Origin of the sequence: Arthrobacter sp. LFS091 (assembly GCF_047977885.1) — a bacterium.
Lineage (GTDB): Bacteria > Actinomycetota > Actinomycetes > Actinomycetales > Micrococcaceae > Arthrobacter.
In genome coordinates this window covers 1-11,870 of record NZ_JBFPFP010000017.1, presented here as the reverse complement: position 1 = coordinate 11,870, position 11,870 = coordinate 1, and the positions used below count along the sequence as shown (strand labels likewise).

Annotated in this window: 12 protein-coding genes and 1 rRNA gene; 2 read left to right on the top strand and 11 right to left on the bottom strand. The window is 64.2% G+C overall.

The genetic code is table 11. From position 1 onward, the window contains the following. Positions 1-101: 101 nt before the first annotated feature. Positions 102-596, bottom strand: a complete 495-nt coding sequence (locus tag ACNQOP_RS20410) for an 8-oxo-dGTP diphosphatase (protein WP_416405562.1) — start codon at positions 594-596, stop codon at positions 102-104. 56 nt (positions 597-652) lie between these two features. On the opposite strand from ACNQOP_RS20410, the gene ACNQOP_RS20405 reads away from it, so the two are divergent. Then, positions 653-1,420 (top strand): hypothetical protein, encoded by a 768-nt coding sequence (locus ACNQOP_RS20405; RefSeq protein WP_416405561.1) that lies wholly within the window; start codon positions 653-655, stop codon positions 1,418-1,420. Between the two features lie 21 nt (positions 1,421-1,441). Here ACNQOP_RS20405 and xerD read toward each other — a convergent pair whose 3' ends face one another. The 9 genes from xerD to ACNQOP_RS20360 all read right to left on the bottom strand — a co-directional run bounded on the left by xerD (position 1,442) and on the right by ACNQOP_RS20360 (position 10,618). After that, positions 1,442-2,401: a site-specific tyrosine recombinase XerD gene (xerD, locus tag ACNQOP_RS20400; protein ID WP_416405560.1), complete on the bottom strand. Its 960-nt coding sequence runs from the start codon at positions 2,399-2,401 to the stop codon at positions 1,442-1,444. A 2-nt stretch (positions 2,402-2,403) separates the two neighbouring features. Further along, positions 2,404-3,066 carry an NUDIX domain-containing protein gene (locus tag ACNQOP_RS20395; RefSeq protein ID WP_284987228.1) on the bottom strand — a complete coding sequence of 221 codons (663 nt, stop codon included), beginning with the start codon at positions 3,064-3,066 and terminating at the stop codon, positions 2,404-2,406. A gap of 27 nt (positions 3,067-3,093) precedes the next feature. After that, positions 3,094-4,839 carry a CTP synthase gene (locus tag ACNQOP_RS20390; RefSeq protein WP_235520388.1) on the bottom strand — a complete coding sequence of 582 codons (1,746 nt, stop codon included), beginning with the start codon at positions 4,837-4,839 and terminating at the stop codon, positions 3,094-3,096. Positions 4,840-4,971: 132 nt separating this feature from the next. Further along, the gene (gene recN, locus ACNQOP_RS20385) at positions 4,972-6,711 is read right to left on the bottom strand and encodes a DNA repair protein RecN (protein WP_416405559.1); all 1,740 of its coding nucleotides are present in this window, start codon (positions 6,709-6,711) and stop codon (positions 4,972-4,974) included. Between the two features lie 3 nt (positions 6,712-6,714). Next, a complete protein-coding gene (locus tag ACNQOP_RS20380) occupies positions 6,715-7,737 on the bottom strand; it encodes an NAD kinase (protein ID WP_284987226.1) in 1,023 nt (340 codons plus the stop codon). Between the two features lie 12 nt (positions 7,738-7,749). Continuing rightward, positions 7,750-8,562, bottom strand: a complete 813-nt coding sequence (locus ACNQOP_RS20375; protein ID WP_416405558.1) for a TlyA family RNA methyltransferase — start codon at positions 8,560-8,562, stop codon at positions 7,750-7,752. Positions 8,563-8,565: 3 nt separating this feature from the next. Then, positions 8,566-8,814: a hypothetical protein gene (locus ACNQOP_RS20370; protein WP_416405557.1), complete on the bottom strand. Its 249-nt coding sequence runs from the start codon at positions 8,812-8,814 to the stop codon at positions 8,566-8,568. A 9-nt stretch (positions 8,815-8,823) separates the two neighbouring features. Beyond that, the gene (locus tag ACNQOP_RS20365) at positions 8,824-9,810 is read right to left on the bottom strand and encodes an HAD-IIA family hydrolase (RefSeq protein ID WP_416405556.1); all 987 of its coding nucleotides are present in this window, start codon (positions 9,808-9,810) and stop codon (positions 8,824-8,826) included. After that, complete coding sequence (locus ACNQOP_RS20360) at positions 9,803-10,618, bottom strand: hypothetical protein (protein ID WP_416405555.1); 816 nt, start codon at positions 10,616-10,618, stop codon at positions 9,803-9,805. The genes ACNQOP_RS20365 and ACNQOP_RS20360 overlap by 8 nt, the downstream gene beginning before the upstream one ends. Positions 10,619-10,624: 6 nt before the next feature. Between ACNQOP_RS20360 and ACNQOP_RS20355 the strand changes: the two genes are divergently transcribed. Continuing rightward, positions 10,625-11,560 (top strand): hypothetical protein, encoded by a 936-nt coding sequence (locus ACNQOP_RS20355; protein WP_416405554.1) that lies wholly within the window; start codon positions 10,625-10,627, stop codon positions 11,558-11,560. Positions 11,561-11,760: 200 nt separating this feature from the next. Here ACNQOP_RS20355 and rrf read toward each other — a convergent pair. Then, positions 11,761-11,870: ribosomal RNA gene (gene rrf, locus ACNQOP_RS20350) — 5S ribosomal RNA — on the bottom strand; the annotation flags it as partial.

Sequence of the window (11,870 nt, the reverse complement as noted above, 5' to 3'; positions counted from 1 at the left end):
CGTCGGGGGTCCCCGCCTCAGTTTTTCCCCCAATAACCAAAAAAACTGCGCGCGGGGTCGCGCGCCTGGGTGGGGGCCCCGCCCCCCCGTCGTCCGAGGTACTAAACCGGACCCACCCAAGCCTCGGTGCGGACGTCCGCCACGTTTTCGTTGTCGGCGGCCAAGGCGACGCGCACCGCGATACGCTGCCCGGAAATCATGGCCGGCAACCAGTGCTCAGCGTCTGCCCACATACGTTCCACGGGAAGGCGGTCAACAGGGAACCAGGCGGGCGCGATCTCCACGCTTTCGATGGGCTCCCCGTCCCAAGCGCGGGTGAGGAACACGGTAGTGGCCATGTTCCACTCGGGCCTGGCCGGAAAAACAAAATCAACTGTCCCTGCCGGAACAAGGTCCTCCGGTGCCACGACGACGCTGATTTCCTCCATGACCTCACGACAAGCAGCCTGCTCCGCAGTTTCGCCCTCTTCCAGGTGTCCACCGACGCCCACCACCTTGCCGCGGCCGAAGCCAGTCTTCTTGGTGCCTAGCAGCACGTGCTCACCGCCCGCGGCATCACGAAGGAGGAAGCACAAAGTCACCTGGGCTGCAGTCATGCTGCCTACCTTAACCTGATCTCCCCAGCCAAAGCCGCCATTGCTACAGTGAGCCCATGAGCGAAGGTGGGGGTGACGCGGGCGCCAAAGCGGCCGCCGTCGAGGAAGATGGAGGGACGCCGTCCACGGCGGGAAGCGCCGAGGACGGGGCGACTGTTATAGACGCCAAAGCCAAAGCCGAACGGGACTCCTGGCTGCCGCGTTGGCTGGTGGCTCATCCGTTGTACGCCGGATGGGCGTGGACCCTGCTGTGGGCCGGGCTGATTGTCCTGGACGAAGTGGTGGACCTGGCTGGATGGACCTGGTACCTGCTGGTCCTGATGGCAGCGCTGCCCACGCTGATCTCCACGCTTGTGGTGCTGCATGCCACCCCACGAAGCCATCTCCGGGCGGTTGACGCGACAGTACTCGGACATTTCTTTGTCCGGTTCCTGGCGTTGGTGGCGGCGTTCATGGTGTGGGCCGCTTCGGTGGTAATGAGCGCGTCCATCTCCACCACTGTCCAGTCCGTCATTGGCGACTCGGAAAAGGAAGTCACTGCTCTTGGCTTCAACCTCATGCTGGCCGCCGTTCCCCTGGTGCTGTCCGTCCTCTGGATGGCGTTCATTGTCAGGTGTGCATGGTTCCTGCGGCGGCTCCGCGGCTGGCGGCAAATACCGGTCAAAACCCGGGTGCCCAAGAAGTTCCTCAAGGGACGCCCCCGGCTCAAGCGGGTGGTGGTTGGCCTGGCCCACCCCGGGCTGTTGCTGGTCGCAGGCCTGGGGACCTCTGTGCTGGCCCTGTTTATCGGGGCCGCGGAGTTCACGCTCAACGTCATCGGGTAGCCCCGGCACAGGAATGATCTGTTAGCCCAGTGCCCTTGGGTGGGCCGCTGCGTAGATTTCACGCAGAGTGTCCGCTGTGACCAACGTGTAGACCTGCGTCGTGGTCACTGACGCGTGCCCCAGGAGTTCCTGCACCACCCTGACATCCGCTCCCCCTTCAAGCAGGTGGGTGGCGAAGGAGTGCCGCAGGGTGTGTGGTGAAACATCCTTGGTGATGTTGGCTTTCTCGGCCGCTGCTTTGAGGATGGTCCAGGCGCTCTGCCTGCTGATCCGCCCTCCACGGGCATTGAGGAACAGCGCCGGAGTCCCTTTACCTTTGGCTGCCAGTAAGGGCCTGCCCCTGACGACGTACGCACCAACAGCCCGGGCGCCGTAGGAACCCATGGGCACCAACCGCTCCTTGGAACCCTTGCCGAACAACCTGACGATCGCGGGTTCACCCCCTGAGTCTTCGAGGGATACGTCGTCCACGTCCAGGCCGACGGCTTCGCTGATGCGGGCACCCGTGGAATAGAGGAACTCAAGGAGCGCGCGGTCCCTGAGTCCGGTAGGCGTGTCCGTGCCGGCGGCCTCCAGTATCCGCGTGACTTCGCCTACGCTGATCGCTTTCGGAAGCCTCTTCCCCGGCATCGGTGGGTGGACATCACTGGCGGGGTCCGTCGCCGTGGTTCCTTCCAGCGCCCAAAACTTATGCAGGCCGCGGACGGCTACCACTGTCCGTGCTGCAGAGCGGACGCCCAGGGCCGCTGCGCCGTCCGAGCCATCGGACAACGCCTGGACGAATGCCGTGACGTGATGGCGCGTGATATTGCCGGGACGCTCGATCCCTTGCGCCGCCAGGAAGTTCGAGTACCTTGCGAGGTCGCGACGGTACGCGGCCAACGTGTTGGCTGCCAGCCCCTTTTCCACGCCGACGTGCTGCAGGTAATCGGTGACTGCCCGGTCAATGGCAGTGAGGGTGCGGGCAGGCGCCTCCGCCATGCTCAGCGCTGGCTCGGATGTGCGGGCCAGGGCGCGTTCGCAGGACGGAGCTTGGTGAATCCATCGGCCTTCGCTGCTGCGGCCGCAAGGATGCCCAGCACCGCCGAAGGGTTGTGCAGCCGGCCCTCGAGGACGGCTTGGACGGCATCTTCCAGCGGGACCCACTGAAGCTCGATCTCGGCCTCTTCGTCAGTCCTGACGTGCCTGTCCGCTTCCGGAACGTCCGTGATCCCGCGGGCCAGGTAGATCCGTACCGCTTCGCTGGAAGAGCCCGGTGAATTGAAGAAGTCCACCAGGACATTCCAGGTAGCCGCAACCAGATCCGCTTCCTCGGCCAACTCCCGCGCTGCACCGACCACGAAATCTTCGCCTTCGACATCCAGCAACCCGGCCGGGATTTCCCACAGGTCCATGCCCACCGGATGCCGGTACTGCTTGAGCAGCAGGATCTCGCCGTCCACGTTCATGGGAAGGACAGCGACGGCGCCCGGATGGTCAATGTAGTCACGGACCAGGGTGTCCGTGTCTTCGCTGAGCTGGAACGAGTCACTCACTACGTCCCAAATGCGGCCTTCATAAACCTTGTTGGTAGACAAAAGACGGCGCGGGCTCGGCATGTCCGAAACCTGCCTTGATGTGCGGGGGGTTTCAGAGATACCGGGCATCGCGCCGTCCTTCGCTAGTACGTTTATTTACTTGGCCGCTACCGCGCGGGCACCGGTCTTCGTTGCCACCGGTGCGCCTTCGCGACGTTCCAGGGCAGCCTTGACCAGGCCTGCGAACAGCGGATGCGGGCGCGTGGGGCGGGAGCTGAGCTCCGGGTGCGCCTGCGTTGCAACATAGTACGGGTGGACTTCGCGGGGAAGCTCCACGTACTCCACGAGCTTGCCATCGGGAGAGGTCCCGGAGAACACCAGGCCCTCGGCAGCAATCTGCTCGCGGTACTTGTTGTTGACCTCGTAGCGGTGCCGGTGGCGTTCGCTGACCGTGGTGGTGCCGTACGTCTCGGCAATGACCGAGCCTTCATCCAGTTTGGCTTCGTAGAGGCCCAGGCGCATGGTGCCGCCGAGGTCTCCCTTGCCGTCCACAATGTCCAGCTGCTCTTCCATGGTGGCGATGACCGGGTACTTGGAATCGGGCTCGAACTCGCTGGAGGAAGCCCCTTCCAGGCCAACCACGTTGCGGGCATACTCGATCACCATGCACTGCAGGCCCAGGCACAAGCCGAGGACAGGGAGCTTGGATTCGCGGGCGAACTTCAAAGCGCCAAGCTTGCCTTCGAGACCACGGATCCCAAAGCCGCCGGGAACGCAGATGGCGTCCACGCCGGCCAGGGACTTGGTGGCACCCTCAAGGGTTTCGCACTCGTCCGAAGGCACCCAACGGATCTTGACCTTCGCTTCGTTGGCGAAGCCGCCGGCACGAAGGGCTTCAGTCACCGAAAGGTATGCATCCGGAAGGTCGATGTATTTGCCCACCAGGGCAATCTCGACCTCGTGCTTAGGGTTGTGGACAGCTTCAAGCAGCTTGTCCCACTTGCTCCAGTCGACGTCCTTGAAAGGCAGGTCCAGGGCACGAACGATGTAGGAGTCCAGGCCCTGCGAGTGCAGCGTCTTGGGGATGTCATAGATGCTGGGAGCGTCAGCGGCGTTGACCACGGCGTCGATGTCGACGTCGCACATGCGGCCGATCTTCTCGCGCATGGCTTCAGGCACCTCGCGGTCCGAACGGATCACGATGGCTTCAGGCTGGATACCAATGGAGCGGAGGGCTGCCACGGAGTGCTGCGTTGGCTTGGTCTTCAGTTCCTGGGAAGGGCCGATGTACGGCACCAGCGAAACGTGGAGGAAGAAGACGTTGTTGCGGCCCACGTCCTGGCGGACCTGGCGGGCCGACTCAAGGAACGGCTGCGACTCGATGTCGCCCACGGTGCCACCGATTTCGGTGATGATGACGTCCGGAGCGTTCTTGCCCTCTGCGGGCAGGCGCATGCGGCGCTTGATTTCATCGGTGATGTGCGGAATGACCTGCACCGTGTCCCCGAGGTATTCGCCGCGACGCTCCTTGGCGATGACCGTGGAGTAGATCTGGCCGGTTGTGACGTTGGCCGAACCTTCGAGGTTTTCGTCGAGGAAGCGCTCATAGTGTCCGATGTCGAGGTCGGTTTCTGCGCCATCATCCGTCACGAATACTTCGCCGTGCTGGAAGGGGTTCATCGTGCCCGGATCCACGTTCAAGTAGGGATCGAGCTTCTGCATTGTTACAGACAAACCGCGTGCCCGCAGGAGGTGGCCGAGGCTGGAAGCCGTCAGACCCTTACCGAGCGAGGACGCCACACCACCGGTGACGAAGATGTGTTTGGTCGTCTTGGACGAGCCCGGGAACCGGGAATTTACACGGGAATTTGATCGCTGCACCACGGAATTCGAGCTTATCATCAATTACGCCTTCCAAGCGTCTGTTCGGATTCCCCAAATGGTCAATAGTTGCCCAGGACTGCCAGGCAATCAAGAGCCACCGGGGTTTGGGGAGCGGCGATGTGATGGTGCTCGCACTGCCCGCAGCGGTGTTCATGCCCGCTGCGGCAGGAGTTTCGCGTCGTCCAACAATTCCTGGGCATGTGCCTGCGCGGACTCGGAGTCTTCCTGCCCGGCCAGCATCCGGGCAAGTTCCTTCACCCGTTCCTCCTCGCTCAGCAACTGAACGTCACTGGAGGTGAACCCGGTGGTGGTCTTCCCGTCAGATCCCCGCACGGAGGTTTTGGTGACACGGATGTGCTGATCGGCGAATGCCGCCACCTGCGGCAGGTGGGTTACCACCAGCACCTGGACGTGGCGGGCCAGCATGGCCAGCCTGCGTCCAATCTCGACGGCGGCACGGCCACCCACGCCTGCGTCCACCTCATCGAAAACAAAGGTCGGAACGGGGTCCACTGCCGCCAGCACGACCTCGATGGCCAGCATGACCCGCGAGAGTTCACCACCGGACGCTCCCTTACCCAGCGGCCGGGCAGGGGCGCCCGAATGCGGCTGTAGGAGGAAAGCGATCTCATCGGTACCCCACGGGCCCAACACGCCTCTGCCGTCCACCTCGATGACCAAGGTAGCGTCTGCCATGGCCAAGGCCTTCAGTTCGGCGCTGACGCGCCCTGAGAGGTCCTTGGCGGCCTTGAGGCGGGCTTTGCTGATTGCTGCTGCCTGCTTCCGGAGGGTGGCCTCCGCGGATGCCACCTCTGCGTCCAGGGACTCGATCCGGCTTGAGTCGTCCTGAAGCTCATCCAGCCGCGTCCGCGCCGTGGCAGCCCACTCCAGCACCTCGTCAATGCTCGGGGCATATTTACGGATCAGCTTGGCCAGCGCCGCCCTGCGGTCCTCGATTTCGGACAGCCGTTCGGGCCCCTCCGTATCCAATGCGGCCTGGTAGCTGGACAGGTCCGCGGCAATGTCATTGAGCAGGAACCCGACCTCCGCCAGCCTTGCAGCGGCAGACCTCAGCTCCTCATCATGATCAGCGACGTTCTCCAACGTTCGCTTGGCTGCGTCAACCATGGAGGTGGCGTCCCCAGCGTCACCGAATTCCTCGGCGATGAGGGATTCATGGGCGGCCGCGGCCGCCAACCGGAGTTCTTCGACATTCGCCAGCTTCACAGCCTCGGCCTTGAGGGTTTCGTCCTCGCCAGGCTGCGGATCAACGTCGTCTATTTCCGTGAGGGCAGCGTCCAGGGACTCCGCCTCACGGAGCCGTTCACGGGCCTCGCTGCGCAGGGTATCAAGTTCGGCCTGGATGGCTTTCCAGTGGTTGTACAGCTCCTGGTACTCCCCCAGGCTTTTTGCCAGGGGCGCACCGGCAAAGCGGTCCAAAGCATGGCGTTGGGCTGTTGCGCTCTTGAGCCGGATCTGGTCCGACTGACCGTGGACCACCACCAGGCTCTCCCCCAGCTCGGCCAGCACCCCCACAGGTGCCGCGCGCCCGCCAACGTATGCGCGGCTGCGGCCGTCGGCACCAACGGTACGGGCCAGCAACAGTTCAGCCACGCCGTCGAACTCCTCAGCCTCACCGCCAGCCTCTTTGGCGCGCTCCACGGCGCTGTGCGCCGGATCAAGCTTCAGTACGGCCTCGGCGGACGCGGACTTGGCGCCGCTGCGAACAGCCCCGGCGTCAGAGCGGGCACCGAGAAGAAGCCCGACGGCGGTCACCACCATGGTCTTACCGGCGCCGGTTTCGCCCGTCACGACGCTCAGGCCGGGGCCCAACGGCAGGGCGGCGTCGGTGATGACGCCGAGGTCACGGATTCGGAGTTCTTCAAGCATGGTTCACTTCGCATTCGTGGGTTCGGAGGGTTCACCGTGCCCTGGGTCCCGCGGGCTGGGCAAAGGTGCCGGTGTCAGCGTCCTGATCACCGGGATGGGGCCGGTGTGGACTTCGCCCCTGCGGGGAGCCGGGCCACGCCAGCCATGGATGGGAAGCTCGAACTTGCGCACGAGCCGGGCCGAGAACGGAGTCTTGTGTGTGCGGGCGAGCCGCACCGGGGTAGCTGAGCGCGTCACTTCCACGCGCGCACCCGGAGGCAGATCCACAGAGCGTCGCCCATCGCACCAGAGCACCCCCAACGCATCCGTCCGGTTCATGATTTCGACGGCCAGCTTGGAACGCGGCGAAACCACCAGGGGCTTGGCGAAGAGGGCGTGCGCGCTGATCGGAACGATGACCAGGGCTTCAACCTCCGGCCACACCACGGGACCACCCGAAGAGAACGCATAGGCTGTGGAACCCGTAGGAGTCGCCATGACCACGCCATCACAGCCGAACGACGTCAAGGGCCGCTCATCCACCTCCGTGACAACCTCCAACATGCGTTCGCGGTTGGCTTTTTCGATGGCGGCCTCGTTCAAAGCCCACGTGTGCCAAATCTTCTGGCCCTTGATCCAGACCTGGACGTCGATGGTCATGCGTTCTTCCACCGTGTACTGCCGGCTGGCGATCCACTCGACCGTTTGGGCGAGGTCGGCCCGTTCACTTTCTGCCAGGAAGCCCACGTGCCCCAGGTTGACCCCAAGCAGTGGCACATCGACCTCCCGGACCAGCTCGGCCGCGCGAAGGATGGTGCCGTCACCGCCCAAGACCATGACCAACTCCACGTCCTCCAGGCTGACGTGGTCATTAAGGATCTCGATCGGGGTATCCAGGGCGCCGAAGAACCGCTCGATATCGGCTAGCTCAGACTTTTGGAGCACGGGAACCAGGCCTGACGAGTGCAGCTGCGTACACGCATCCCACGCTGCGCGGAGCGATTCCTCCCGCCCTGTGTGGGCAAGAACCAGTACACGCCTGCTCATGGGGTCTGCTTTCTAGTGGTTCGGCCAGAGTTTCTCGATCAACGCGGCAACGGCTGCGTCCCGCTCTTCGATCTTAGGCAACACCGCAGACATCCTGCGTTTCATCCACAGGAAGTATTCAACATTTCCGTCCTGGCCAGGCAGCGGACTGGCCGCCAGGTCCTGAAGATCCAGCCCGGCATCCACGGCCGCACGGGCCACTTGGGCAACGGCCCGGCGTCGTTCATGTTCCGAGGTGACCACTCCCGACCGGCTCAGTCGCTCCTTGCCGACCTCGAACTGCGGCTTCACCATCAGGACCATGTCGCCACCGGGTTCAGTGCATTGGGCAAGGGGGTAGACCACCAGCGTCAACGAAATGAAGGACAGGTCCGCGACCGTCAGTTGTGACAGCCCGCCGATCTGTTCGGGCGTCATGTACCGGACGTTGAGGCCCTCATGGACGTCAACGCGGGGGTCCTCGCGCAGGTACGGGACCAACTGGCCGTGCCCGACGTCCACAGCCACCACCCGCGCGGCCCCTTGCCTCAGCAGCACGTCAGTGAACCCGCCGGTGGAGGCACCGGCGTCGAGACACCGCTTGCCGGCAACCACGACGGCGGGAAACGCCTTAAGCGCGCCATCCAGCTTATGGCCGGCGCGGCTGGCGTAGATGTCCTCAAGGTGGGCTTCGACAATGAGTTCCGTTGCCGCGTCGACGTGGAGCGCAGCTTTGGCCAGGACCGTGCCGCCGGAACTGACCTTCCCGTCGCTGATGAGTTTGGCAGCGTGGGTCCGGGACCTCGCCAGCCCACGGGAGACGAGTTCCTGATCAAGTCGTGCCATGTGCTAGCTGTCGCCTTCCGGGCGGTTGTTCGAAGGTGCTGAAGGCAGACCTGGTTCAGCATCCAGGGCTTCCAAGAGGGAGTCGTGGATGCCGGCGTACAGCTCGCCATGCTCAGAAACCGGCGACTCCGCAACGTCCGCCAACAGGCCGAGGGCTCTGTCCACCAACGCGTCACCTGTCGGTGTCGTGTCGGCGGGCCACGGGATTACCGCATCCGCCTCAGGCACGGGGGCATTGCTGGGTTCGGTCATCGCACCAGTCTAGTGACTTTGCCATTCCAGCTTTGGAGCCTTCGCCACGTCGGACTCCGGAACGGCAGCCCACCAAGCGGCACACGCCGCCCGCCAAGCATCGATGTCCGCTTCGTCCCCGGTAACAGTGACCGTGCCGTCCACTGCAACTGCGGACGCTGCACCGCAACGGAAGACACCGTCCTCGCTCAAGACCTCCGGGTAAGGGACATAGAGCCCTTCCAGGTCCGCCAGCAGGTAGTCGGGGCGCTCATCCGTGCGCGCAGCCAGGATGGTGTGCGTGGTATCCACGCCGGTGAGGACAGCCGCCGTCGCAAATCCTGCGCGGTTGCCGCCCAAAATGTCCGTATCCAAGCGGTCGCCCACCACCAGGGGACGATCCGCGTTAAGCCGCTTCGCGGCAGCATGGAAGAGCGGCGCCTCGGGTTTGCCGGCCACCAAAGGCGTCTTGCCCGTCGCGGCCGCTACCGCGGCGACGAGGGTTCCGTTGCCCGGCGCCATGCCCCGGGCCTGCGGAATCGACATGTCAGTGTTGGTCGCGAACCACATGGCTCCGCCGGCCACCACATACGAGGCCTCGGCCAGATCCTTCCAACCGATCTCCGGATTGAAGCCCTGCACCACAGCTACAGGGTCCTCGTCTGCGCTGTGCACGGGCTTGAGGCCAACCAGCTCGATCTCATGGGCCAGTGCTGCGCTGCCTGTTATCAGGACATGCGCCCCCGCAGGCAGCATGGAAGCAAGAAGCTCCCCTGCTGCCTGGGAGGAACTGACCACTTGATGGTCCTCAGCCGGAGCGCCCAACTCTCGCAAATGAGCGGCGACCTGGGCGGGGGTCCGTGAAGCGTTGTTCGTGACGTAACCCAGGCCAACACCCACGGTCTCGAGACGCTTCAACGACTCCACGGCTCCCGGGATGGCGTGCGGTCCTGCATAGACCACGCCATCCAAATCGGAGAGGACAGCATCAAAGGATGAGATCAGCGAATCAGCCATTCCGGGAGTCGGCGTTCTCGTCGTCAGTTTCGTCAGCCTGGTCCGCCTCGTCCGCCTCCGCGGAATCGATATCCGACTCGGCATCGTTGGACTCAAAGTAGTCCGACTCCGCGTCATCGAGTTCGACCTCGTCGTGCTCAACGTCCGCTGCCGCCGCCTCGACGATGACCGTCTCAGTCTCAGGCTTCACGACGTCGGCGTCCCGGGCCGGCTTCTCGAAGCGCGGCTTACGCGCGGCTTCTTCTTCCCGCTCGTCCCAGCCCAGGTCAACAATTTCGGGTTCAGCGAAGTCCCCAACGCCAAGCGCATTCTCAGCAACCAAGGCCTGGCGGGCCCACTTCTCGGACTCCTCAGTGCGCCCCACTGCGGCCAAAGCCTCCGCGTAGGCGCGGAAAAGGCGCGGGCTGTACGAAAACGCCCGGTTAATGTCCAGCTGCGGGATCTCGAGTTCGCTGACAGCAGCGTCCAGCTGGTCCAGGTCCGCACGGGCGCCCGATGCCACAATGGCAAGCTCCACCTTGCCCGGAGCGTCAAGGTCCTGCGCCTCAGGAGAGCGAACCATATCCAGGGCACGGTCTGGACGGCCCAGGCCACGCTCGCAGTCAGCCATCACCGGGAGGTGGACGTTCGAACCACTGATGCGACGGTAGGTGCGGAATTCACGCAGAGCCTCACCATAGTGGCCGGCAGCGTAGGCCGTCAGCCCGACAGCTTCACGGACCACAGAGAGACGTCCACCGCGACGGCTTGCAGCCAACGCGTGCTGGAAAGCAAGCTCAGGCTCAATGTCGATCAGGCGGCCAGCCATGACCAGGTGCTTTGCAACCCAGCCCGCGCTCTGCTCCTCGAGGGTCTTGATTTGGTGGCCGGTGGCGCGGTCCAGTTCCTTACCCGTAACGTCGTCGTCGATCTCAGGAGAGCGTTCGCGGTCAGGGCGGTTTGCGCTGCGGATGTCCTTGGCGTTCGGCACCCGGGCAGGACGCTCTTCCCAGGAGTTGCCGCGGTCATTGCCGAACGAGCGGCGGTCACCATCACGGGCCGGACGGTCACCGCGATCGTTGTTGAACGGGCGGCGGTCGCCACTGTCGCGACGGGGACCATCGAAGTTCCGCGGGCCGCGCTCAGGACGATCACCGAACGGCTTACGGTCACCACGGTCATTGTTGAACGGACGGCGCTCACCATCACGGGCCGGACGGTCACCGCGGTCGTTGTTGAACGGGCGGCGGTCACCATTGTCGCGGCGGGGGCCGTCGAAGTTCCGCGGGCCGCGCTCAGGACGATCACCGAACGGCTTACGGTCACCACGGTCATTGTTGAACGGACGGCGCTCACCATCACGAGCCGGACGATCGCTACGATCACCGAACGGCTTACTGTCACCACGGTCACTGCCGAACGAACGGCGCTCACCATCACGAGCCGGACGATCGCTACGATCACCGAACGGCTTACGGTCACCACGGTCACTGCCGAACGAACGGCGCTCACCATCACGAGCCGGACGATCGCTACCGAAGGAACGACGCTCACCATCACGGGCCGGACGATCGCTACCGTCGCGGTTGTCCCTGGAGCGGAATCCGCGAGGATCCCCACCGGAGTTGTTGTTGGGGCGGTACGAACCTCGGTCGTCCCGGTTCCCGCCGTAGTTTCCGCGATTGCCGCCGCGGTTGCCGCCGTTGTGCTCAGCCATGGTGGATTCCTCCTGTTGCGAGCCGACCACTGGCGCGTGCGTAGTCGCTCATAACCCGTATTTCGTTGTCACGCCGCCGGCAGCCCTAGGGTACCGACTCGTTTGTCTTATGCAATTCTATTCGACGCCGCCACGGCGACAGTACGTCCGAGCGACTAAACGGTCCGTGGTGGCAAGTCTCACAGCCATGTGTTGGGGTGTTAAATGGGGGGAGCCCCGACCGTCGTGGTCGGGGCTCCCCCTTGTTAATGGTTGTCCGGCGGTGTCCTACTCTCCCACACCCTCCCGGGTGCAGTACCATCGGCGCTGTGGGTCTTAGCTTCCGGGTTCGGAATGGGACCGGGCGTTTCCCCCACGCTATGAC

Excerpts from the sequence above, each read along its gene's own strand:
- ACNQOP_RS20410 (WP_416405562.1), bottom strand. The coding sequence starts at position 596 with ATGACTGCAGCCCAGGTGACTTTGTGCTTCCTCCTTCGTGATGCCGCG.
- ACNQOP_RS20405 (WP_416405561.1), top strand. The coding sequence starts at position 653 with ATGAGCGAAGGTGGGGGTGACGCGGGCGCCAAAGCGGCCGCCGTCGAG.
- xerD (WP_416405560.1), bottom strand. The coding sequence starts at position 2,401 with ATGGCGGAGGCGCCTGCCCGCACCCTCACTGCCATTGACCGGGCAGTC.
- ACNQOP_RS20395 (WP_284987228.1), bottom strand. The coding sequence starts at position 3,066 with ATGCCCGGTATCTCTGAAACCCCCCGCACATCAAGGCAGGTTTCGGAC.
- ACNQOP_RS20390 (WP_235520388.1), bottom strand. The coding sequence starts at position 4,839 with ATGATAAGCTCGAATTCCGTGGTGCAGCGATCAAATTCCCGTGTAAAT.
- recN (WP_416405559.1), bottom strand. The coding sequence starts at position 6,711 with ATGCTTGAAGAACTCCGAATCCGTGACCTCGGCGTCATCACCGACGCC.
- ACNQOP_RS20380 (WP_284987226.1), bottom strand. The coding sequence starts at position 7,737 with ATGAGCAGGCGTGTACTGGTTCTTGCCCACACAGGGCGGGAGGAATCG.
- ACNQOP_RS20375 (WP_416405558.1), bottom strand. The coding sequence starts at position 8,562 with ATGGCACGACTTGATCAGGAACTCGTCTCCCGTGGGCTGGCGAGGTCC.
- ACNQOP_RS20370 (WP_416405557.1), bottom strand. The coding sequence starts at position 8,814 with ATGACCGAACCCAGCAATGCCCCCGTGCCTGAGGCGGATGCGGTAATC.
- ACNQOP_RS20365 (WP_416405556.1), bottom strand. The coding sequence starts at position 9,810 with ATGGCTGATTCGCTGATCTCATCCTTTGATGCTGTCCTCTCCGATTTG.
- ACNQOP_RS20360 (WP_416405555.1), bottom strand. The coding sequence starts at position 10,618 with ATGGCTGGCCGCCTGATCGACATTGAGCCTGAGCTTGCTTTCCAGCAC.